Origin of the sequence: Saccharibacillus alkalitolerans (assembly GCF_011090185.1) — a bacterium.
In the GTDB taxonomy this organism is placed as follows: Bacteria; Bacillota; Bacilli; order Paenibacillales; family Paenibacillaceae; genus Saccharibacillus; species Saccharibacillus alkalitolerans.
Map to the genome: position 1 here is coordinate 764,464 of NZ_JAAFGS010000001.1, position 22,916 is coordinate 787,379.

At 57.1% G+C, this 22,916-nt stretch carries 21 protein-coding genes and 1 tRNA gene; 14 read left to right on the forward strand and 8 right to left on the reverse strand.

Annotated features, from left to right (window positions below):
* Positions 1-8 precede the first annotated feature (8 nt).
* The 3 genes from purT (at position 9) to GYN08_RS03255 (ending at position 2,452) form a co-directional block, all read left to right on the forward strand.
* Positions 9-1,199 (forward strand): formate-dependent phosphoribosylglycinamide formyltransferase, encoded by a 1,191-nt coding sequence (purT, locus tag GYN08_RS03245; protein WP_166272423.1) that lies wholly within the window; start codon positions 9-11, stop codon positions 1,197-1,199.
* On the forward strand, positions 1,189-1,644 hold the full coding sequence (locus GYN08_RS03250) for a GNAT family N-acetyltransferase (RefSeq protein WP_166272425.1): 456 nt from the start codon (positions 1,189-1,191) through the stop codon (positions 1,642-1,644). Before purT ends, GYN08_RS03250 begins: the two co-directional genes overlap by 11 nt.
* 265 nt (positions 1,645-1,909) lie before the next feature.
* On the forward strand, positions 1,910-2,452 hold the full coding sequence (locus GYN08_RS03255) for a CAP domain-containing protein (protein WP_166273099.1): 543 nt from the start codon (positions 1,910-1,912) through the stop codon (positions 2,450-2,452).
* A 97-nt stretch (positions 2,453-2,549) separates the two neighbouring features.
* Here the strand turns inward: GYN08_RS03255 and GYN08_RS03260 are convergent.
* Positions 2,550-2,622: transfer RNA gene (locus tag GYN08_RS03260), tRNA-Lys, on the reverse strand.
* A gap of 212 nt (positions 2,623-2,834) precedes the next feature.
* Here GYN08_RS03260 and GYN08_RS03265 point away from each other — a divergent pair.
* The 5 genes from GYN08_RS03265 to gyrA all read left to right on the forward strand — a co-directional run bounded on the left by GYN08_RS03265 (position 2,835) and on the right by gyrA (position 10,221).
* Entirely contained in the window at positions 2,835-3,650 is an 816-nt protein-coding gene (locus GYN08_RS03265; RefSeq protein ID WP_166272427.1) for a GDSL-type esterase/lipase family protein, read from the forward strand.
* 64 nt (positions 3,651-3,714) lie between these two features.
* Positions 3,715-4,686 (forward strand): ABC transporter ATP-binding protein, encoded by a 972-nt coding sequence (locus GYN08_RS03270; protein WP_166272429.1) that lies wholly within the window; start codon positions 3,715-3,717, stop codon positions 4,684-4,686.
* Complete coding sequence (locus tag GYN08_RS03275) at positions 4,683-5,672, forward strand: ABC transporter permease (RefSeq protein WP_408015042.1); 990 nt, start codon at positions 4,683-4,685, stop codon at positions 5,670-5,672. The genes GYN08_RS03270 and GYN08_RS03275 overlap by 4 nt, the downstream gene beginning before the upstream one ends.
* A 94-nt stretch (positions 5,673-5,766) precedes the next feature.
* Entirely contained in the window at positions 5,767-7,740 is a 1,974-nt protein-coding gene (gene parE / locus GYN08_RS03280) for a DNA topoisomerase IV subunit B (RefSeq protein WP_166272432.1), read from the forward strand.
* Between the two features lie 24 nt (positions 7,741-7,764).
* Entirely contained in the window at positions 7,765-10,221 is a 2,457-nt protein-coding gene (gene gyrA, locus GYN08_RS03285) for a DNA gyrase subunit A (RefSeq protein ID WP_166272434.1), read from the forward strand.
* Positions 10,222-10,450: 229 nt separating this feature from the next.
* Here gyrA and GYN08_RS03290 read toward each other — a convergent pair whose 3' ends face one another.
* The gene (locus GYN08_RS03290; RefSeq protein ID WP_166272436.1) at positions 10,451-11,179 is read right to left on the reverse strand and encodes an RluA family pseudouridine synthase; all 729 of its coding nucleotides are present in this window, start codon (positions 11,177-11,179) and stop codon (positions 10,451-10,453) included.
* Entirely contained in the window at positions 11,179-12,048 is an 870-nt protein-coding gene (locus tag GYN08_RS03295; protein ID WP_166272438.1) for a class I SAM-dependent methyltransferase, read from the reverse strand. The genes GYN08_RS03290 and GYN08_RS03295 overlap by 1 nt, the downstream gene beginning before the upstream one ends.
* 265 nt (positions 12,049-12,313) lie before the next feature.
* On the opposite strand from GYN08_RS03295, the gene GYN08_RS03300 reads away from it, so the two are divergent.
* Together GYN08_RS03300 and GYN08_RS03305 are read left to right on the forward strand one after the other, a co-directional pair.
* On the forward strand, positions 12,314-12,763 hold the full coding sequence (locus GYN08_RS03300; protein WP_166272440.1) for a flavodoxin: 450 nt from the start codon (positions 12,314-12,316) through the stop codon (positions 12,761-12,763).
* Positions 12,760-13,539, forward strand: coding sequence for a hypothetical protein (locus tag GYN08_RS03305; protein WP_166272442.1), 780 nt, complete (start codon positions 12,760-12,762; stop codon positions 13,537-13,539). Before GYN08_RS03300 ends, GYN08_RS03305 begins: the two co-directional genes overlap by 4 nt.
* A gap of 142 nt (positions 13,540-13,681) precedes the next feature.
* On the opposite strand, the gene GYN08_RS24030 is transcribed toward GYN08_RS03305, so the two are convergent.
* Both GYN08_RS24030 and GYN08_RS03315 read right to left on the reverse strand, forming a co-directional pair.
* A complete protein-coding gene (locus GYN08_RS24030) occupies positions 13,682-14,557 on the reverse strand; it encodes a GNAT family N-acetyltransferase (protein WP_166272444.1) in 876 nt (291 codons plus the stop codon).
* A 191-nt stretch (positions 14,558-14,748) separates the two neighbouring features.
* Positions 14,749-14,925, reverse strand: a complete 177-nt coding sequence (locus tag GYN08_RS03315) for a YjfB family protein (protein ID WP_166272446.1) — start codon at positions 14,923-14,925, stop codon at positions 14,749-14,751.
* A gap of 720 nt (positions 14,926-15,645) precedes the next feature.
* On the opposite strand from GYN08_RS03315, the gene GYN08_RS03320 reads away from it, so the two are divergent.
* The 3 genes from GYN08_RS03320 (at position 15,646) to GYN08_RS03330 (ending at position 18,427) form a co-directional block, all read left to right on the forward strand.
* Complete coding sequence (locus GYN08_RS03320; RefSeq protein ID WP_166272448.1) at positions 15,646-16,041, forward strand: Fur family transcriptional regulator; 396 nt, start codon at positions 15,646-15,648, stop codon at positions 16,039-16,041.
* Positions 16,017-16,790, forward strand: a complete 774-nt coding sequence (locus GYN08_RS03325) for a winged helix family transcriptional regulator (RefSeq protein WP_166272450.1) — start codon at positions 16,017-16,019, stop codon at positions 16,788-16,790. Before GYN08_RS03320 ends, GYN08_RS03325 begins: the two co-directional genes overlap by 25 nt.
* 179 nt (positions 16,791-16,969) lie before the next feature.
* Positions 16,970-18,427, forward strand: coding sequence for a catalase (locus GYN08_RS03330; protein ID WP_166272452.1), 1,458 nt, complete (start codon positions 16,970-16,972; stop codon positions 18,425-18,427).
* A 181-nt stretch (positions 18,428-18,608) separates the two neighbouring features.
* Here GYN08_RS03330 and GYN08_RS03335 read toward each other — a convergent pair whose 3' ends face one another.
* Positions 18,609-19,595, reverse strand: a complete 987-nt coding sequence (locus tag GYN08_RS03335) for a ketoacyl-ACP synthase III (RefSeq protein ID WP_166272454.1) — start codon at positions 19,593-19,595, stop codon at positions 18,609-18,611.
* 130 nt (positions 19,596-19,725) lie between these two features.
* Positions 19,726-20,073 (reverse strand): hypothetical protein, encoded by a 348-nt coding sequence (locus GYN08_RS03340; RefSeq protein WP_166272456.1) that lies wholly within the window; start codon positions 20,071-20,073, stop codon positions 19,726-19,728.
* 304 nt (positions 20,074-20,377) lie between these two features.
* Here GYN08_RS03340 and GYN08_RS03345 point away from each other — a divergent pair, with 304 nt between their 5' ends.
* Positions 20,378-22,219, forward strand: a complete 1,842-nt coding sequence (locus tag GYN08_RS03345) for a UbiD family decarboxylase (RefSeq protein ID WP_166272458.1) — start codon at positions 20,378-20,380, stop codon at positions 22,217-22,219.
* Positions 22,220-22,345: 126 nt separating this feature from the next.
* On the opposite strand, the gene GYN08_RS03350 is transcribed toward GYN08_RS03345, so the two are convergent.
* Positions 22,346-22,753, reverse strand: a complete 408-nt coding sequence (locus tag GYN08_RS03350; RefSeq protein WP_166272460.1) for a hypothetical protein — start codon at positions 22,751-22,753, stop codon at positions 22,346-22,348.
* Between the last annotated feature and the right edge of the window lie 163 nt (positions 22,754-22,916).

The window sequence follows — 22,916 nt, forward strand, 5'->3', positions numbered from 1 at the left end:
GGTTAACGATGTGGGGGGCTCCATTATCCGCGGACGCGAAGAAGATCATGCTTCTCGGCAGCGGTGAACTGGGCAAAGAAGTCGTAATCGAAGCGCAGCGCCTCGGCGTCGAGTGCATTGCGGTCGATCGTTACGAAGGCGCTCCGGCCATGCAGGTGGCCCATCGCAGCCATGTCGTCGACATGCTGGATGCGGATGCGCTGCGCGAACTGATTCTGCGCGAGCGGCCGGACCTGATCGTGCCGGAGATCGAAGCGATCGCGACGCCTGTGCTGGAGAAGCTGGAGAACGAAGGATTCCGCGTGATTCCGACGGCGACGGCGGCAAGGCTGACGATGGACCGCGAGGGAATTCGGAATTTGGCGGCTTCGACTCTGGGACTGCCGACGGCGGCCTACCGTTTCGCGAATACGCTGGACGAATTGAAGGCGGCGGTGGCCGAACTTGGCGCGCCGTGCGTGATCAAGCCGCTGATGAGCTCTTCGGGCAAGGGACAGAGCGTGCTGCGCACGCCGGAAGACGCGCAGCGGTGCTGGGAGTACGCGCTGGAAGGCGCTCGCGCGAAGAACAGCACCCGCGTCATCGTGGAAGCGTTCGTGCCGTTCGAGAGCGAAATTACGCTGCTCACGGTCAGAAGCGTGTCGGGGACGCTATTTTGTCCGCCGATCGGGCATATTCAGAAGGACGGCGATTACGTGGAATCGTGGCAGCCGCATCCGATGGACGAAAAGAAGCTGGAGGAAGCGAAAAGGATCGCCAAAGCGATTACCGACGAACTGGGCGGCTACGGCCTGTTCGGCGTCGAGCTGTTCCTGACGAAGGACGGCGTCGTGTTCAGCGAAGTCTCGCCGCGTCCCCACGACACCGGCATGGTGACGATGGCGACGCAGGATCTGTCGGAATTCGCGCTGCATGTCAGGGCGATTCTCGGACTTCCGCTTACGGAAGTTCTGCTGCTGACTCCGGGCGCTTCGGCCACGCTCAAAGCGAGCCGAAGCAGCGATCGTTTTGCGGTTGGAGGTTTGACGGAAGCCTTAAGCGTCCCGCGTACCCAGGTACGGGTATTCGGCAAGCCGGACTCGAAGCCGGGACGCAGAATGGCCGTCGCGCTGAGCGCGGCGGAAGATGTGGAAACTGCGCGCAGCCGCGCCCGCGAGGCGGCAGGTCTGCTAAAAGAGGAGTATTCGGATGACAACTAATGTACTGGAAAAGACAGCCGATTTTCGCACGGCAACGTGCGAGGATGCCGCGGTTCTGACGGAACTGATGCGTCAATTGTCGTATCCCACGACACCCAGCGTGATGAGAGAACAGCTGGAGACTCGCGAAAACAATCCGAATTATCGTACTTATTTGGCAGAACGCGGCGGAAAAGCGATCGGCATGATCTCGCTTCGGCTGATTCCTGCACGGGGAACGGAAGCGCAGATGACCCAAATCGCGGGGCTTATCGTCAATGAAGACTGCCGCTGCTGCGGAGTCGGGCGCCAGCTTGTCGAACAGGCGGAAGCCTGGGCTGCCGAATCCGGGAGCAAATTTCTTTTCTTGACCGGCATTAATCGCGAAGACCGCCTCGGCGCGCACGACTTTTACCGGCGTTCGGGCTTCGAGAAGTTCGGCTGCAAGTTCATCAAATCGCTGTAAACGGCGCGCCGACTGCCTCCGTGAATTGCGGACGGCAGCGGCCGGACCAGATAAAATAGAAGCCATTCCCTCGGTTCCGTCTCCTGCGAGCGGAGCCTTTTTGTTTTCGGCCCCGCCCGGGGAGAAGCGGGCCGGCGAATAGGCCTATTCGGAACAAAGGGTTTGCATAAGCTGCGTAATGTGATAAAATGGATCTTCGTGTCCAATTATAGAAAATTAAACCATGCTTTTGCGTGAAAGAGGAGGAGCATAACGAGTGAAAATCATGTTCGGGAAAAAGCGTCGGGGGTCCGAAAAAACAAACCGTTTGACGAAGCGGGCGGCTGCCTTTGCGGTGGCGGCTTCGCTGGCGGTCGGAGGTCTGTATATCGCCGCTCCGGCGGAATCCGCGAATGCCCAAACGGCTTATCAGACCGCCTATTCGAAAACGACGACCGATGCGGCGCAGTTTAAGGCCAAGGTCGTTTACCTCGTGAACCTGGAGCGGCGCAAAGCAGGGCTCCGGCCGCTTGCGGTCGACGCCAAGGCATCCCGGGCTTCGAGCTTGAAAGCCATGGACATGTCGAAAAAAAATTACTTCGACCATACTTCCCCCACATACGGGTCGCCGTTCAATCTGCTGAAACTGCAAAAGATTTCCTACCGGACGGCAGGGGAGAACATCGCGATGGGGCAGCGTTCGCCGGAAAGCGTGATGCAGAGCTGGATGAAGAGCGAAGGGCATCGCCGCAACATTTTGAATCCGAATTTCAAGTCGATCGGGGTCAGCTATCACAACGGGTACTGGGTGCAGATGTTTATCGGCTGAGTTCGTAAGAGGCCGAGCCGACCTTCCGAAGTTCAAGGCCGAACAACAAAAGAAACCCAACCTCCCGGGAGGTTGGGTTTCTTCATATATAAAAGAATGGGACATGTAGGAATCGAACCTACAACCTGTCGATTAAGAGTCGAATGCTCTGCCAATTGAGCTAATGTCCCATATTCCGTCTAGCGGCCGCTCGGCTTCACAGAAGATGTTGTTCCGGCGACAAGAAATATCTTATCATAGAAAGCGAAGAGTTGGCAAGCTTTTTTTTGAAAAAAGATTAAAAAACGTTTTGGCGCGTTTGCAAATCGCTTCACAAACACTTATGTTAAATTAGAGAAGACTTGTGCGGAAGGGGCGTCCCTGCCGGCTAAGGAGGAGAAGCATGAATTCGTGGAAATGGATATGGCGGACGACCGCCGCGCTGTCGGCGGCGGCTACGCTGCTTCTGGCCGTCGGCTTCGGTTACGGAGCGAAAGAGCTGATGTTTCCGCAGCCTAACGGCGTGAATACGGACGCTTCGGCAGATGCGCCGCTGACCCGGCGGTCGCCTTCGGTCGAAGAAGACGGTTACCGGATCGTCGCGATCGGCGATTCGCTCGCCAAGGGAACCGGCGATACGACCGGGCAGGGCTTTGCCCGAAGAACGGCGGCTCTGCTCGACAACGGAACCGAACGCGAAGTGCGCTTCCTGAACAATCTGGGAATCAACGGGATGACGACGCGGCAGCTGCTCGGCGAGCTGGATGAGCCCGGCTTACGCTACGTACTGAAAGAAGCGAACCTTATTCTGCTTTCGATCGGAGCGAACGATCTGTTTCAGGGAGGAGCGGCGCTCCAGATCGGCGCGGCCGCTCCCGATACCGCCGCCCTGGATCGGGTACTGCCCGAAGCGGCGAAGCGTCTTGGAGAAGTGCTGGACGAACTGCGTTCCATTAATCCTTCCGCCCGTATCGTATACGTCGGGCTGTATAACCCGTTCGGCGACATCGACACGCTGCGGGAACAAGGCGACCGGGGCATCACCGAGTGGAACGCGCAGGCCTCCGCCCGAATTTCGGAAGGCGATAACATGACGCTTGTCCCGACGTTCGACCTGTTCCAGCGCAATCCCGCGGCCTATTTGTCATTCGATCATTTTCATCCGAACTCGGCGGGGTACGAGCGCATTGCGGAGCGTATCGTGCAGGGATTGGAATAAGCGACCAAGCAGGCGTAACGATAAACGAAAGAAAGCCGATATTTAAAGAAGGGACGAGTGCGATATGCAACAGTCAGGCGGCGGTTCCGTACTGAGCGTCCGCGATTTGAACAAACGCATCGGGCGCAAGACGATCATTCATAGCATCAGCTTCGACGTGCGCGAAGGCGAAATTTTCGGCTTTCTCGGTCCGAACGGCGCAGGCAAGACGACGACGATCCGGATGCTGGTCGGACTGATCAAGCCGACTTCCGGAAGCGTGGAAATTTGCGGATTCGACGTGCAAAAGCAGCCGGAGGAAGCGCTGAAGTACGTGGGGTCCATCGTCGAAAACCCCGAGATGTACCCGTTTCTGACGGGCTGGGAGAACTTGACGCATTTCGCCCGTATGCAGGAAGGCATCGACGAAGAACGCATCCGCGAAGTGACGGAACTCGTTCATCTGGGCGGAAGAATCCATGAAAAAGTGCGTACGTATTCGCTCGGCATGCGCCAGCGGCTCGGTATCGCGCAGGCGCTGCTCGCCCGCCCGAAGCTGCTGATTCTGGACGAACCGACGAACGGCCTCGACCCGAAGGGGATCAAGGAAATGCGCGCGTTTATCCGCGAACTGGCCGCCGGCGGGTTGGCGGTATTCGTGTCCAGCCATCTGCTCAGCGAAATTCAGCTGCTGTGCGATCGGGTCGCCATCATCGGCGGAGGACGGGAGCTGGCCGTAGGTTCCGTCGACGAACTGATGGGAGCGGGGCTCGGCATGGTTATCTGGGACGTGGAGCCGAAGGAAAAGGCGGCCGCGCTGCTTCAGGAATACGCGGACATCGCCGTAATCGACTCTTCGGGCGCGGCGCTCCTCGAAGATGCGGCGGCTGCCCTGCTCAACGATCGCAGCGTCGTAACGGAAACCCCGGAAGACCGCGTGGCCGAAGTGTTGGACCGGATGGTGCGCGAAGGAATTGCCGTAAGGGGCGTGCACCGCGTCGCGCCGACGCTGGAGCGGCTCTTCCTGCAAATGACGGAGGGGGAGGGCATCGAGTGAAACGTTTTTGGTCCATGGTGCAGAACGAAGTCGTCAAGATCGTAAAAAAGAAACGCTTTTACATTGTGCTGCTCATTCTCGCCGTTATGGTTCCGGTCTTCAGCTACGCGCAGATGAAGCAGGCGCTCGAGCGCCGGGACAGCTACGGAAGCGACTGGAGGCTCGAAGTGCAGCAGGCGATTATCGACAACCAGAATTCGCTGAGCAGCGACCGGGTGCCGCAGGAATGGAAAGTCTACCGGCAGATTTACATCCAGCAGATGCAGTATTACCTCGATAACGATGTGAATCCGAACGAACCGGGCGGCGTGACCTTTACGCGGGAGTTTATCAATAACTCGGCTACGCTGTTTATTCCGCTTATGATCCTGACCATCGCCTCCGATCTCGTGTCTTCCGAGAGAACCGCAGGCACCATTAAAATGCTTCTGGCGCGTCCCGTGCGAAGATGGAAAGTGCTTTTAAGCAAATTGACGGCTCTGCTGATGTTCGTCTCGCTGATCGTCGCCAGCGCCTATCTGATCTGTTATCTCGTATCGGGTCTCTTTTTCGGCTACGCCGGCTGGAAAATTCCGATATTTACCGGTTTCGTCTTGAACGGTTCCGACGTCGATCTGACTTACGTGCAGGCGACGCCGCAGTGGAAATACCTGCTGATGCAGGCGGGGCTCGTCTGGTTCGTGGGCGTCGTCGTCGGTCTGTTGGCCTTCATGGTGTCCGTGCTCGTGCGCAGCACGGCGGCCAGCATCGTCGTCATGATGGCCGCGCTGATCTCGGGTTCGATTCTGGCCAACATGGCTTCGGCCTGGACAAGCGCCAAATATTTGTTTATGGTCAATCTCGGGCTGACGGAATATTTGGCGGGGAATCCGGCGCCGATCGAAGGCATGACGCTGGGCTTTTCTCTCGCCGTATTGGCCGCTTGGGCGGCAGTATCCGTGTTTATTTCGTTTGCCGTCTTTACGAAAAGGGACGTTTTGACTTAGAATAAAAAGAGCAAAAATGAAAACACTTGTTTGCATTTCGGCGCTTTGACGATCCGGAGGCAAAAAGCGAGCAAGAGAGAAAGAGGGAGAAATCATGGCCGAACAGATCGACACGGCACAGCAGACGGCGGCCCCGCAGGCCGTCCAGGGGTATGACGCGGACGACATTCAGGTTCTTGAAGGCCTCGTCGCCGTTCGCAAGCGGCCCGGCATGTACATCGGGAGCACCAGCTCTTCGGGCCTGCACCATCTGGTATGGGAAATCGTCGACAACGCGGTCGACGAGCATTTGGCGAAATATTGCGACCGCATCGAAGTCGCGCTGAACAAGGACGGGTCCGTTACGGTACGGGACAACGGACGGGGCATTCCGACGGGCATGCATAAGAGCGGCGTGCCGACGCCGCAGGTCGTCTATACGGTTCTGCACGCCGGCGGCAAATTCGGCGGCGGCGGATACAAGAAATCGGGCGGTCTGCACGGCGTCGGCGCATCGGTGACCAACGCCCTGTCGGAATGGCTGGAAGTCGAAATTTACCGCGACGGGAAAATTCACCGTCAGCGGTTCGAATACCGGGTAGACAAGAAGGGAGCGGAGCATGTCGGAGAGCCGGTAACCGGACTCGAAGTGCTCGGCAATACGAGACAGACCGGCACGAAGGTTACGTTCAAGCCGGATATTCGCGTGTTCAAGGCCGGAATCTCGTTGAACTACAATACGCTGGCCGAACGTTTGCAGGAAATCGCGTTCCTGAACTCGGGGCTTCGCATCGTGCTGACGGATCATCGGACGGATACGACCGAAGAATTCTACTACGAAGGCGGAGCGAAACAATTCGTCGAGTTCCTGAACGAGGGCAAGGAAGTGCTGCACGAAGTCATCCGTTTCTATGCGGAAAAGGACGATATCGAAGTCGAAGTCGCGTTCCAATACAACGCGGGCTATACCGAAACGATCGCTTCGTTCGTCAACTCCATTCCGACGCGCGGCGGAGGTACGCACGAAACGGGTTTCAAGACGGCCTATACGCGCGTATTGAACGAATACGCCCGTAAGACGGGCGTGCTGAAGGAGAAGGACAAGAACCTCGAGGGCGGCGACCTGCGCGAAGGCATGATGGCCGTCATCAGCGTCAAGATGGGCGACGTGGAATTCGTCGGCCAGACGAAGGACCAGCTGGGCAGCGCTTCGGCGCGCAGCGCGGTCGACTCCGTCGTCTCCGACAAAACGGCACAGTTCCTGGAGGAGAACCCGCAGGTCGCGCAGGTGCTGATCCGCAAAGCCGTACAGGCGGCGCGGGCGCGGGAAGCGGCGCGCAAAGCGCGCGACGAGATGAGAACGGGCAAAAAGCGCAGCGAAAGCTCGAACCTGAACGGCAAGCTGACGCCGGCCCAATCGAAGGATTTTACCAAAACCGAACTGTTCATCGTCGAAGGGGACTCCGCGGGCGGTTCGGCCAAGCAGGGCCGCGATTCGAAAATCCAGGCGATCCTTCCGCTGAAAGGCAAACCGCTGAATCCGGAGAAAGCCAAACTGGCCGAAATTCTCAAAAACGAAGAGTACCGGGCGATCGTTTCGGCGATCGGAGCGGGCATCGGACCGGAATTCGCGATCGAGGACAGCAACTTTTCCAAGATCGTCATCATGACGGACGCCGATACCGACGGAGCGCATATTCAAGTGCTGCTGCTGACCTTCTTCTACCGCTACATGAAGCCGATGATCGACCAGGGCCGGGTCTATATCGCCCAGCCGCCGCTGTTCAAGATCACCCGCAAAGGATCGCGCAAGAACGAAGTCGTCTACGCTTGGAGCGACGAAGAGCTTGATAAGGTCACCAAAGGTACCAAAAACTTCGAACTGCAGCGTTACAAAGGTCTGGGCGAGATGAACCCCGATCAGCTCTGGGAGACGACGATGGATCCGACAAGCCGCACGCTGCTGCAGGTGCAGGTGGAAGACGCGGCGAAGGCCGAGCGGCGCGTGTCCACGCTGATGGGCGACAAGGTCGACCCGCGCAAGCGCTGGATCGTGGAGCACGTGGACTTTACCGAGGTTGAAGAATAAAGGGCAGAAGGAGATTTTTAACCTATGAGCGTACCGGAAGAACAATTCAAACCGGCATTTCTCGAAGAAGTGGTCGGCGACCGCTTCGGCCGGTATTCCAAATATATTATTCAGGATCGGGCGATCCCCGACGTGCGCGACGGGCTCAAGCCCGTCCAGCGCCGGATTTTGTACGCGATGTACGAGTCGGGCAACACGCCGGAAAAAGGCTACCGCAAGTCGGCCAAAACGGTCGGCGACGTGATGGGCAACTACCATCCGCACGGCGACTCCTCGATCTACGAGGGCATGGTGCGGATGGCGCAGCCGTGGAAAATGGCGCATACGCTTGTGGACGGACACGGCAACTGGGGTTCCATCGATGACGACCCTGCGGCGGCGATGCGTTATACGGAAGCGCGCCTGTCGCCGATCGCGATGGAAATGCTGCGCGATATCGACAAGCGTACCGTCCAGTTCAAAGACAACTTCGATAATACGGCCAAAGAACCGGTCGTGCTGCCGGCGCGCTATCCGAACCTGCTCGTAAACGGCGTCAGCGGCATTTCGGCAGGCTTTGCGACGGAGATTCCGACGCATAATTTGCAGGAAGTCATCGATGCTTGCATCGCGGTCATGGAGAATCCGGAGATCGACCTGGACGGCATCATGCAGCACATCAAGGGACCCGACTTCCCGACGGGCGGCATCGTCATGGGCGAAGCGGGGATCCGCGAAGCGTATTCGACCGGCCGCGGCAAGATCCAGATCCGTTCCCGGACGGAAATCGAAAATCTGCGCGGCGGCAAGCAGCAGATCGTCATTACGGAAATTCCTTATCAAGTCGTCAAAGCGCGTCTCGTCACGGCGATGGAGAACATCCGGCTGGAGAAAAAAGTCGAAGGCATCGCCGAAGTGCGCGACGAGAGCGGACGCGAAGGGATGCGCATCGTCGTCGAACTGAAAAAAGACGCAGACGCGAACGGCATTTTGGCTTACCTGCTCAAGAAGACCGACCTTCAGGTCAGCTACAATTTCAACATGGTCGCGATCGTGAACAAGGCGCCGCAGCAGCTCGGCGTCAAAGCGATTCTGGAAGCGTACATCGGGCACCAGCGCGAAGTCATCACCAAGCGCACGACGCACGAGCTGGAAAAAGCGAAGGACCGTTCCCATGTGCTCGAAGGTCTCGTCAAGGCGCTGAACATTCTGGACGACGTGGTGGCGGCGATCCGAGCTTCCAAGAACCGACAGGACGCGCAGAACAACCTGCAGTGGATGTTCGGGTTTACCGAACGCCAAGCGGATTCGATCCTTACCCTGCAGCTGTACCGTCTGACCAATCTCGAAATTACCCAGCTTGAAAAGGAACATTCGGATCTGGAAAAACGCATTGCGACGTTGGAGGGCATTCTGTCCAGCGACCGCAAGCTGACGGGCGTTATCCGGAAAGAGCTGGCGGAGATCCGCGACAAATACGGCATCGCCCGCCGTTCGGAGCTGCAGAGCGAAGTCGAAGAGATCAAGCTCAACCTGGAGGTCATGATTCCCCAGGAAGAGGTGATCGTCTCGCTGTCGCAGGAAGGCTACATCAAGCGTACCGGCATGCCGTCGTTCACCCGCTCGGGAAGCGACCGCAATGCTTCCGGCGCGCGCGAAGGCGATTATATCCGTCAGCTGCTCGACGTCAGCACGCTTGATCGGCTGCTCGTATTTACCCAGCGCGGCCAATTCTACCTGCTGCCTGTGCATCAAATTCCGGAATTCAAATGGAAAGATAACGGTACGGCCATCGTCAACGTCATTCCGCTCGATAAGGAAGAGCGGATCGTCTCGATCATTCCGGTCAAGGAGCTCGAGGAGTCGGAGCAGTCCCTGGTCTTTACGACGCGGAAAGGACAGGTGAAGCGAACGCTTCTGCGCGATTATGCCACCAAACGGAGCGGCGGGGTCGCCGCCTGCAAACTGGGCGAGGGAGACGAAGTGCTGCAGGTCAACTTAAGCGACGGAGACAAGGACATGCTGCTCGTTACGGCGGAAGGCATGAGCATTCGCTTCAGCGAACAGGAAGTGTCGGCGATGGGCCGGGTCTCGGCCGGCGTGCGCGGCATTCAGCTTAAAGAAGGGGACTTCGTTGCCGCGGCGCTGTTCGTCAAGGGCGACGACGGCGAGGTGCTGGTCGTCAGCGACCTCGGTTACGGCAAGCGGTCGATGCTGCTGGAGTATCCGTCCCAAAGCCGCGGCGGCAAAGGGATCGCGACGTTCGAATTCAAAGAAGGCAAGCGCGTCAAGCCTAACGGAAGCCGCTTGATCGGCGCATACAACACAAGCGGGACAATGCCTGCGATTGCGATGCTGTCCAGCGGGGAGCGCTTCGAATTCCCGGCCGGCAAGGCTCCGTTGACCGAGCGCAAGCATATCGGCAAAGCGCTGATTGCGGTCGAAAAACCGGACACGATCGTCGATCTGCTGCCGTCGTTCGAACGGGATTCCGCTGTTTGAATGGACGGCTCGATGAACGCGATATGACGATCGAGCCCTCCACAGTCTTAATCTAAAAGGGACGTGCTTTTTCGCGCCGAGATGCGGCTGCCGAAAAGCATGTCCTTTTTTACGTTTACCGGCAGTTCAGAGGCGGGATTTCGGGCATAGGCACAAAAAAGACGATGATTCGGCTGCAGGCGCAGCCGGCTCATCGTCTTTCTGGTGTTTGAGTTGGAGGAGACTTTGCTTATTCGCCGTGCTCCAGCTCATCGCGAAGCAAGCGGTACACATTGTCCGGCCACTGGCTCCACGGAGCCGTATCCGGCGGCAGCGATACCAGCAGCGTCGATTCCTTGCTCACCGGATGCGGAAAGCGCAGACGCACCGACCACAGCGCGATCTGCTCGCCCGGCTTGGTCTGCGACGCGCCGTATTTCTGGTCGCCATACAGCGGACAGCCGATACTGCTCATCTGCACGCGGATCTGATGCGAGCGTCCCGTATGCAGCTCGACGCGCACAAGCGCGCGTTTGCCGTCGTCGGCAAGCACCTGGTAATCCAAGATCGCTTCCTTCGCGCCCGGCGTGCCCTTGCGCACAGCGGTCACCGTATTGGTTCGTTCGTTTTTCAGCAAAAAGTGGATCAGACGTCCTTCGCGTTCCCGCGGAACGCCGTTGGTCACCGCGACGTACGTTTTGCGGATCGAATGCGTACGTACCGCATCGGACAAGCGGGAAGCCGCCTTCGACGTCTTGGCGAAGATCATGGCCCCGCCGACGGGACGATCCAAGCGGTGAACCAGCCCCAAAAACACGTTGCCGGGCTTGTCATGCCGGATTTTCAGATCGTTTTTCAGCAGCGTCAGCATGTCGGGATCTCCGCTGGCGTCTTCCTGCACCGGCACGTTGACCGGCTTGACGACGCCCAGCAGATGGTTATCCTCCAGGAGCACCGGGATGCCGGACAAGCCGTTCATCAGTTCGACTCCCAGCGGCCGAGGATGCCGCACGGCAGCGTAAGTTCCGAGCGCGTGATCGGCAGGCCGATCTCGCCGGCGCTGATTTTGCCTCCGTAGCGCGGCTTCATCGTCATCTCCAGCATATTGGAGAGCACGGTCGGGGAAATGCCGGTCGTATACGAATTGATCAGCAGGAACAGCGGGTTATCCGACAGAATCTGCATGCATGACTCCAGGAACGGATACAGGCTCGATTCCAACTTCCACGTCTCGCCGTTCGGACCGCGCCCGTAGGAAGGAGGGTCCATGATGATCGCGTCGTATTTATTGCCCCGGCGCTGTTCGCGCTGCACGAATTTGAAGACGTCGTCCGTGATGAAACGCACGGGGCGATCGCTCAGGCCGGAGAGCTGAATATTTTCCTTGGCCCACTGCACCATGCCTTTTGCCGCGTCGACGTGCACGACGCTGGCGCCTGCATACGCCGAAGCGACCGTCGCGCCGCCCGTGTAAGCGAAGAGGTTCAGCACCTGGATCGGGCGCCCGGCATTTTGAATTTTGTCCATCATCCAGCTCCAGTTGGCCGCCTGCTCGGGGAAGAGTCCCGTATGCTTGAAGCTCGTCGGTTTGATGTAAAATTTCAGTTTGTCTTCATAAGAGATCGTCCAGCGTTCCGGCAGCTGCTTCTTCCACGTCCAGCTTCCTCCGCCCGACGAGCTGCGGTGATAATGACCGGCGGTTTCGCGCCACGGTCCGCTCTCGTCCGCGATCGGCCAAATAATTTGCGGGTCCGGACGCCGCAGCACGACGTCGCCCCAGCGTTCGAGCTTGTCGCCGGCGCCCGTATCGATCAATTCGTAGTCTTTCCAATTTTGAGCCATGTACATTGCGTTTAAACCACCCTTATTTTGTCATTGTTGCATCTGAACTTGCGAAGCTTGTCTGCGGATGCATCTTCCCTGTCCGAATCGTTCCCGTTCCGCCTGGAAACGCATCATTCCCAGAGTATTATTGTACCCGAGCAGGGGCTAAAAATCCAGAAATTCAAAATCATTTGACATTGATAATCATTATCATTTATGATGTTGCATATCGGGATGCCGACAAGATTAAACGGTACATACTTGACAACAAATTTCGGAGGGAAGACTCATGAGCAAACTCATCATGATATATGCGAGCATGACCGGCAATACGGAAGAAATGTCGGAGCTGATCGCCAGCGGGATCGCGGACGCGGGAGGAGAAGTGACCGTCAAAATGGCCGAAGACTGCAACGCGGACATTCTGCTCGATTACGACGGAATCATTCTGGGAGCTTATACGTGGGGAGACGGCGAACTGCCGGACGAGTTCCTGGACTTTTACGACGAACTGGACGAATTGGATTTGACAGGGAAAAAGGCGGCGGTATTCGGCAGCGGAGACACGGTATACGAGCAGTTTGCCAAGGCGGTCGATCTGCTGCAGGAGAAATTGGCGGAGCGCGGCGCGGAGATGGTGCTGGAGCCGCTGAAGCTGGAACTCAATCCGTCCGGCGACGAGCGCGAGGCCTGCCTTTCGTTCGGCAGGAATTTCGTCGGCGGCACGGTTGCCGTATGAGCGCGGTGAGAGCGGAGAAGGAGGCGGCATCGGCGGGAGGAAGCGAAGAAACCGGGCTGCTGCACGATTACAAGCTCGAGCGCTGGTTGTCTTCGTCCCGCCGGCCCCAACCGGTCCGCCGCGCGCCCAGCCTTTCCGCGGGCGGACAATATGACTGGGCGCAGCGGGTGCAGTACGCGGTCGGGCATGCGGTGAATCGGTACTATTCGGCGGAACCGGAACTGCGCGGACACGCGGATGCCGGAGAACTGGTCGATTACCGCTGGCCGCGCCGCATGGCCGATTTCGAGTCGGAAAAAAGCTACTGGGAGCTGAAAGATTCGAGCGCTCGCCATTTGCAGTCTTTCTTCGTTTCCAACGGTTACGAAGGGGAGCGGCCCGTTATGCTGTACGAACGATTCGAAACCCGGGTTCCGGAGCTGGAAATCGATATGTCGATGATCTTTCAGGTAGCGTGGCAGGGAAAGGGAGAAGCGGGACTGCATCTGCAAAAATTCGTCGTCGAACGCGATTCCCGGGTGCTGGAAGGGTATCGGCATGCGGCGCGGGTGTTCTGCCGGCAGGCATTCGGAGCCGATCCCGCCAAAATCGAAGTCTATCAGGTTCTGCGCGGAGAGCGCATCGAGCTTTCGCTGAACGGAGTGTCTTACGAGCAGTCGATCGATTACTTAAGGTTGGCGTACGCCGGTATGGAGGAAGAATCCCAGGAACGCTCCTGCACATGCGGACAGTGTCGGCCGGAGACGGAAGCCGCGGCTGGATTTTTGCTGTGCTGAAGCTTGAGCCGCGCAAGCCCTCAATCGCAGCCCGCAAGAAACAAAAAAAGCCCCGAGGATCGTGTTCGCGATCCCTCGGGGCTTTCTTGGCACAAGGCAGGATTTCTTGGGCATGCATAGAGGAATACCGCGCGGAGCCGGACTATCGCAGAAACTCGTAGTAATCCTGTACCGCGTAAGAACGAAAGCCGCAGCTTTCATAGAGGCCCAGCGCATGCTCGTTTCGCGTTTCCACGCTGATATAAGGGGTACGGCCAAGCCCGTTCTCCCTGCGTATGATCTGCGACAGCAGATTGCGGCCGATTCCTTGGCCCCGATGACTCCGGTCGATAACGAAGGCGAATACCCAGCTTTGTTCCGGCGTGTCGTAGTCCATGACGAACGTGCCGACGGTCTGCCCGAGGTGCACGACCATGCTTCGCCGCCGATTGCCGCTGCCGCTTTCTTCTTCGAGCATCGACTCGGTATCCGTTTCGCTCATGTCGAATCCGTCGGCGTACAGACGAACGACAAGGTCGCGGTCTTTGGGCTCGTAAGGGCGATAGGATACGGAAACGTTCGGAGCGGAATTCGATTCGTCTGCTTGCTTCGTCGCTGCGGAATCCGGATCGTTCGTCCACTTCATCTCATGTTCGGCATGGCCGAACCGGCAGGGGATTGTCTTCAGCCAGCCGGCGGCGGAGGCCGAAGAGTGCGGCGCGTTCAGCAGAACGGAATCCGCCCCGTCCAACTGCCCGGAATCAAGAGCTTCCTGCCACAAGCCGGTAAAGATGCCTCGTCTGCGAAAAGCCGGGTGGACCATTCCGCAGACCTCGAACTGTCCGCCGAAGCCGTAAAGCGCAAGGAAGCCGACCAATTGTCCGTTCTCGTAACGGAAGAAGTCCATATTTTCTTTGCGGCTGTCCATTTTGAGCATATCGAAATTCAGTTTGAGAAAAAGTCCGTCCGCCTGCTCGCATACGCGCTGCAGGAGTTCGATGTCTTGGATTTGTTTTTCGTTCAGTCCAAAAACCTCCACTTCATTATTAAATGACAGGAAAAAAAGGCGGAGCCAAAAAGACGACGCGACGGCTTGAATGGTTCATATGTAAGTTCCGCAATAAAACTCCCCCCGGTAAATTCGAATACGACAAGTATAGCATGAAAGCAGGCATCACGAAAAAGACCCGAACGCGTCACTGCCGCGTTCGGGTCTTCGGGCCGCGCCGATTACGCGCGAAGGTCGATCGAGCCTCCGAGGTGAGGCGCAACGCTGGTTTCAAGCATTTTCGCCATCTGATCCCCCTGCTGCTTGGCTTGATCCATCGAGATATTCATCACCTGCATCGAAGCCTGCTGGGCAACGGCCGTCTGGCTCATTACCATGGAAAGTGCCGCAATATCCATATCGGATTCCTCCTTTCCGGCTGCCCGACCCGGCGTCTGTCGGGACATAAGCCTACCCCTGTTATCGGCGAACAAAAGGGGAAATCGAATAGGGCTTTCGCCTTGTTTGACTTTATCAGGAAATCGAGCTATAATATACGTTATGTGGACACTTGAATAACTACTATTATGCAGATGCAGCATATATGCTTTGAAGATCCGAATCACACTGGCGCGGTCATCGGAGCCGCAAGGATGGAAGAGAGGCAGGGCTTTCGTTGTTTTAGATTTCAGGTAACGAAGCCTTTCACCGTAGAGTGACAGCTCATGAATTTTGACGAGACGGTTTCGCCATAGAGCCGATACGATCTGGCGGTCGTGCGGCATATCATACAAGCAAGAAGTGAAGAGACGATTCATCCATGAGAGTCGTTTCCTTAAAGCGGGATCGTTCGGTTTGGCAAGAGTGCCGGTTAAGCATCACAAGCCGGCGAACGGTAAGAGGTTTCCACGTTATTCAAGTGAAAAGCGGCGGGGCGTACAGCATTACGTCCGTTAAGTCCGCTGTTGACGGCCGTCCTTCGGGACGGCCGTTTTTGCATGCAAGCAGACCGGTCGGCATCATAGGAGGAAGTTGAACAATTTTGGACAGCCATCTTGATTCCTTTGCGAAATAGATTTATACTTATTCTAAATTGAAATCTATGAGAATGAAAATCAACCATAAAAGAGGAATGCCCAATGAAAACGATCAATTTAACGACCCAGCGTCAGGCGGTATACGATGTGGTACGACAATCCGAGGATCATCCGACGGCCGCGGAAGTGATGAACCGTCTGGTCGAACGGGGCCACAGTTTTGCTTACGGCACCGTATATAATTCGCTTCGCTACCTGGCGGACAAAGAACTGATTCGCGAGCTGAAACTTGGAGAAACGGCCAGCCGATACGACGCGCGCACGGACGACCATCAGCATATCGTATGCGAAGTGTGCGGCCGCGTGGACGAAGTCATGACGCCGGTACCGGAAGAATGGATGACTCGGGTGGCCGAAGAGACCGAATACGAGGTGCACGAGGCCCATGTCGTATTGGAAGGAGTGTGCGCGGAATGCAGAAGCAAGCGGAAGAGATGACCATGATGGAATTTCGGGCTCCCATGCCGGAAGTATGCGAAATGACGAAGAGAATCGTGATGGTCAGCCCGTTTCCGGGCCGCATGCACGAGTTGATGCGAACGCTGATGGAAGCCTGCTTCGACGTGCTGGTGTTTCACCGCTGGGAGCATTCGGAGGCCGGCGCGCTGCAGGCGGACCTGCTGATCTTCGACGTGAGCGGCTCGCAGGATGCGGACCCGGTCGGCGCCTTCCGGGAAAATCTGCATCCGGTGCATGCGGCGGTACCGACTCTTTTCCTCGTAGACGAGCGCATGCTGAACGGCGGGAGCTCGATCGGCGGGCATGAAGAGCTGCTCGTTTGGCCGGCGCGCCCGCAGGAAGGCCTGCATCATGTCCGCCGGATTCTGCGCGGCGGAGCGGCACGCAGGCTGAATGCCGACTCCTCGGCGGCGGAGGATGCCGCAAGGGACCAGTTGATCTTCAAAGACCTGCGTATCGATCTTCGCCGGATGACGGTCTACCGCGGAGGCTTCCGCATCGACCTGACCAAGACGGAGTATGAACTGCTGCAGCAGCTCGTCGAAGGGCAAGGAGCGGTACGCACGCGCGAAGAGATGCTGAACCGGATCTGGGGCACGCAGTATTTCGGAGGCAGCAACGTGGTGGACGTTCATGTCAAAAGCTTGCGAAAAAAGTTGGGCGACAGCCCGGGACAGCCCATGTATGTCGCCACGGTGCGCGGCGTCGGCTATCGGCTGGCGGATTGACAATAGAGCGAAGCCGCATTTTTTTTTGATTCGCTCCTTCATTTTATCTTCATCAAACGCTTATGCGCCGCTCATGATCGACTGCTCGGCGGATGGTAGAATTCAATTATAAATTTAGAAATGGTCTAAAACCAATTCTAAAATGAATTCACCTTCAACCGGGAAAGGAAGATCCTTATATGAACGATTCGAGACTGACCACGAACCAGGGAGCGCCTGTAGGCGACAATCAAAATTCCAGAACGGCCGGCCGCAGAGGCCCCGTGCTGTTGGAAGATTACCATTTGCTCGAAAAGCTTGCCCGCTTCGACCGCGAGCGCATTCCGGAACGCGTCGTGCATGCGCGCGGAGCCGGGGCGCACGGCGTATTCAAAACCGAGCACAGCATGTCGGACTACACCCGTGCCGCGTTCCTGCAGGAAGCCGGACTCGAAACGCCGGTATTCGTCCGCTTCTCGACCGTCATTCACGGCACGGGATCGCCGGAAACGGCGCGCGATCCGCGCGGCTTTGCGGTGAAATTCTATACGCAGGAAGGGAACTACGATATCGTGGGCAACCACCTTCCGGTGTTCTTTATCCGCGACGCGATCAAGTTCCCCGATATGGTTCATTCGCTCAAGCCCGATCCGCAGTCCAACCGTCAAGAGCCGAGCCGCTATTGGGATTTCATGACGCGAATGACGGAATCGACGCATATGATGACCTGGCTGTTCTCGGACCACGGCACGCCGGCGAATTACCGCGAAATGGACGGATTCAGCGTACACGCCTTCAAGTGGGTAAACGCGGAAGGAAAAGTCGTATACGTCAAATATAAATGGGAGTCGAAGCAGGGCGTACGCACGCTGACTCCCGATGAAGCACGCCAAGTTCAAGGGGAAGATTTCAGCCATGCGACGCGTGATTTGTTCGATCGGATCGAGGAAGGGAATTTCCCGGAATGGACGCTTAAAGTTCAGTTCATTCACCCGGAAAATATCGACGATTACGAATTCGACCCGCTCGACCCGACCAAGGTATGGCCGGAGGAGCGTTTCCCGTTCCATACGGTCGGCACGATGACGCTTAACCGCAATCCGCAGAACTTCTTTGCCGAAGTCGAGCAGTCCGCTTTCTCGCCGAGCGCGCTGGTTCCCGGCATCGAACCGTCGGAAGACAAGCTGCTGCAGGGTCGGCTGTTCTCGTACCCGGATACGCAGCGCTACCGCCTCGGCGCGAACTATCTGCAGCTGCCGGTCAACTGCCCGTACGCTCCGGTTCGCAATCATCAACAGGACGGCGCGATGAACATGCGCACCGACCTGCCCAAAGTAAACTACGAGCCGAACGGCTATGAAGAAAGCCCGGCCGAAGATCCTGCTTACCGCGATTCCGAGGCGCCGCTCGAAGGCCGCGTCACGCGTCAAAAGATCGAAAAAACCGACGATTTCGCTCAGGCGGGCGCTCAATACCGTTCGTATACGGCGGAGCAGCGCGACAGCCTGATCGCCAATATCGTGAACGATCTGAGCGGCGTGAGCGAAGATATCAAGCTTCGCGCCATCTGCAACTTTGTTCGCGCCGACCGCGAATACGGCATGCGCCTGGCTCAGGGCCTGAACGTGGATATCTCTTCGTTCATGGGCGGACGCTGATTCTCGTCCCGTTTCCCGCAAAGAAACGTTCAAATAGACGGCATGGCAAAAAACCGGGCTTCGCATGCAAATGCAAAGCCCGGTTTTTTTATGTTCCGGCTCTTCGATGCGGCTTCCGGCCGTCATCCAATCAGGCTTTCCCGTCGAAGCCGCGACCGGAACGGATTCGCCCGAAATTCCCTTAATACTTGAACAGCATCGCCACAAGCTGGAACCCCGACCCGATCGACCAGAACAGCACGTAATCGCCCCGGTTAACTCGCCCGCTTTCGACGGCTTCATGCAGCGCGATAAAGGGGCTGCTCGTGCCCGTATAACCGAAACGGTCGCCGACGTACACCATCTGCTCGTCGTTCAAGCCGAACTGCCGCTGAATTTTCAGCACGTTTTCGAGCGAGAACTGCGACAGGCAGTAGCTGTTCACATCCTGCGGTTTCAAGCCGTGACGCTCGAGCAGTTCTTCGAACATCGCGAACGTCGGAGGCATGGCCGCATGCGCTTCGAACGGCAGCCAGAGGATGCCTTTGGCATCGGACCCGTGCTTGACCGTTTTGGCGAGCCCTTCCGCCGGATAACGGATGAAGTCCCGGTTGACGGGATCGGTATGGTAGACGGAGTCGATAAAGCCGCCGTCTTCCTCGGTGCGTTCCAAAATAACGGCTGCCGCGGCGTCGCCGTAATTGGCATAAGTGACGGCGCTCTCCGGATCGCTGACCAGCGTATTATAGTCGGATCCGACAATAAGGGCGCGGCGGATGCGCGGGCTGGACAGCATATACCGGCTGGCATGGTCGACGGCGACCACCATCCCCGCGCAGTTGGCGTTGGAGTCCAGCACCATCGCATCGGACTTCGCGCCGATGGCTGCATGAACGTAAAGCGCATTGACCGGGAAAGTCGTTTCGGGGATCTGCGTCGAAAAAACGACCATATCGATGTCCGATCCCTGCAGGCCCGCTTTGTTCAGCACCTTTTTAGCCGCCTCGATCCCCATCGTAAGCCCGTTTTCCTCATCGCTGTCGATCACGTAACGGGATTTACGGCCCATATGCTCCATAAAACGGCGGATATCGTTGTCTCTGCGGTCGAAATGGTCAAAATAAAAGGCGTTATCGACAGCGTTTCGGGGATGATAAATATCAACAGCTTCAATGCGAACACGGCTCATACATTTTTCTCCTTTTATCTCTAAATAATCGCGAGAAGATCTCAGGGCTCGGTACTGCCGCAATTTAAACGCCGCGAGACTTTGCCCCGAATTGGAAAGACGGGAGTCTCGCGGCGGGCATCGTTCGGATTTACTTCGTCATGATTTCGTGATTGCTCAGTCCGGACTCGCGAGCTACGCGTCCAAGCTGCATTTTGATGATCGTTTGAGCGGGGCTGATGATGAAAACGACTTTTTGAAAGCCGGTTTCTTTATAGCTCGTAAACGAACCCTTCAATTTTTCGACTTCATCGGTTCCGAGCAGATCCATATCGCGGCAGTCCACTTCAAGGGTAAACGTCTTGGCGTCGATCGAAGATGCCATTTTGGCGTAATCGCGCACGAAATTTTGATAATCTTGGGGAGTGAATGTGCCGCTGACTTTCATATCGACTTTTTTTGCTGCCTGATTCGTTTGAATGCTGTACGGCTGAGTCATGTTTTTTTCTCTCCTGCCTCTCCAAATAGTTCTGTACATCTTTTCTTATCGGCACAAAGCCCTATTATTGAAGATGTATAACATTATTCTACATTTTTTTTCGAATTCTTGATACCAAAATAAGCAGCTTCGAAAAAAATGGTGCTTCGGGCAGGGAGGCTTTATAAAAGGCTGTCCGAAACGCGTCGGGCTGCTCGGCGTCGCCGGGAAGAAGACCGCGCTCGAACGGTATTCATATTGGCGCGGCGCGCCGACGTAAGGTAAAATGAGAGAATAATCACAATCGGAATAGGAGCCTATATCCATGACATACCGCAGCATGAAGGAATGCATCGCCGATTTGGAAAATGCCGGACACCTGATCCGGATCACGGAGGAAGTCGATCCGGATCTGGAGATGGCGGCCGTTCATCTGAGAACGTTCCGGGCGGGCGGGCCCGCTTTGTATTTTGAAAAGGTAAAAGGATCGAAATACGGCGCCGTATCGAATCTGTTCGGCACGATCGAACGCAGCAAATATATGTTCCGGGAGACGTGGGAATCGACACAGGAAGTCATCGGCCTGCGCAACGAGCCGATGAAGGCGTTAAAGCAGCCTTTGCGTTACGCGGGGACGGGGCTCTCCGCGCGCAAGGCGCTGCCGATCAAGAAAAAAGGACTGCCCGCGGACTTCGAAGAAATCCGCATTTCCGACCTGCCGATGATCAAGAGCTGGCCCGACGACGGCGGCGCCTTCGTCACGCTCCCCCAGGTGTACAGCGAAGACCCCGACAAGCCGGGCATCATGAACGCGAATCTGGGGATGTACCGGATTCAGTTGAGCGGCAACGAATACGAAAAGGACCGGGAGATCGGCGTGCACTATCAGATCCATCGCGGGATCGGCGTCCATCAAGCGAAAGCCGCCAAGCGAGGACAGCCGTTGAAAGTCAGCTGCTTTATCGGAGGGCCGCCGGCACATACGCTGTCGGCGGTCATGCCGCTGCCGGAAGGATTGAGCGAGCTTACTTTCGCGGGCCTGCTCTCGGGACGCCATTTTCGTTACAGCTACGTGGACGGCTTCTGCGTCAGCCATGATGCCGACTTTGTCATTACGGGCGAAATTTATCCGGAAGAGACGAAGCCGGAAGGTCCGTTCGGCGACCACCTCGGCTATTACAGCCTTGTCCACGAGTTCCCGGTGATGCGGGTGCATAAAGTCTACGCGAAAAAAGACGCCGTCTTCCCGTTTACGGTCGTCGGTCGCCCTCCGCAGGAAGATACCGCGTTCGGAGCGTTGATTCACGAACTGACCGGAGGCGCGGTCAAGCAGGAGATACCGGGCGTCAAAGAAGTGCACGCCGTCGATGCTGCGGGCGTCCATCCGCTGCTCCTGGCCGTAGGCAGCGAACGCTACACGCCTTATCAGGCGGTAAAGCGTCCGGCCGAAATACTGACCATCGCCAATCGAATTCTCGGAACGGGGCAGCTCAGCTTGGCGAAATATCTGTTCATTACGGCCGAAGACGACGGACCCGTCGACGCGCACGATATTCAAGGGTTATTCGCGCATATATTGGAGCGGATCGATCTGCGCCGCGATCTGCATTTTCAGACCAACACGACGATCGATACGCTCGATTACTCCGGTACGGGGCTGAACAGCGGAAGCAAAGTAATCTTCGCCGCCGTCGGCAAAGCGGTTCGGAAGCTGTCTCCCGGCGTGCCGACGGCTTTGTCGGAACTGCCGGGCGGTTTCGGCCGCGCGGCGATGTCGATGCCGGGCGTCGCGCTGCTTCAGGGGCCGGCTTTCCGGGGTTACGAATCGGCCGAAGCCGAAATTCGCCGGCTGGCCGAGAGCATCGCCGCCCGAGGGCCGCTGGAAGACTGCCCGGTCATCGTTCTGTGCGACGATACGGACTTTATGGGCGCTTCGTTCGACAACTTCTTGTGGGCGGCCTTTACGCGGAGCAATCCGTCGCACGATATTCACGGGATCAACGCTTCGTATGAGCACAAGCATTGGGGCTGCGACAACGTGATCATCGATGCGCGCGTCAAGCCTCATCAAGCGCCGCCGCTCGTGCAGGATCCCGACGTGACGAAGCGGATCGAGCGGCTGTTTGCGCCCGGCGGCAGTCTGGGGATTTTGCGCGCGAAGCGCTGATCGCCGGGCGAGGTTCGGACGGAGGGATCGTTTTGCCTTTTCGGCGGAACGATCCTTTTTTTTATAGGGACAGCTCGTTCGAATCCGATCGGAAAGGACGGCATAAAAAAAAGCCCCGAAGGGCTTTTAACGCTGGCGCGACGTATACATTACTTTGGTCGTCGACTTGACGATGATCTGGCGTACCGGAGCTTTGGAGTCGGGCTGCGCTTTGCCCGCTTCGCGGAATACGCCGATGCAGGAAGAGCAGAGACGGCCGCTTCGCGTTTCGTGGCCGCAGGATTCGCAGGGATAAGTCAGATTCGGATAAGAGGAAGGCAGACGCCCCGATTTGATGAACGCATGCAGCTCGGATATCGATACGCCGGTAGCGTCGGAAAGTTCTTGGGTCGTGCTCTTCGGACGCGTCCATAAGCGATCCAAGCACAGGTTAAGGCTGCGATCCGTTTGACTGCTGCAGGAAGCGCACAGATTTCGAAGGTTTTTCTGGAAAATCGTCCCGCATTTCGGGCAGTAGTCGACCAAAAGACTCATAAGGATCACCGCTTCCTGTCGAATTCGTTGGAGGTTTGTGGTCCTATAATACTACGGGAACATCAGGTTCGCAAGACCTACTAACTTTCTGCTTTCAAGAAAAAGACGTAGAAAGGCCTCTTTTTTATCGAAAAGAACGACTGGTTTTTCGGAAGTGTGTGGA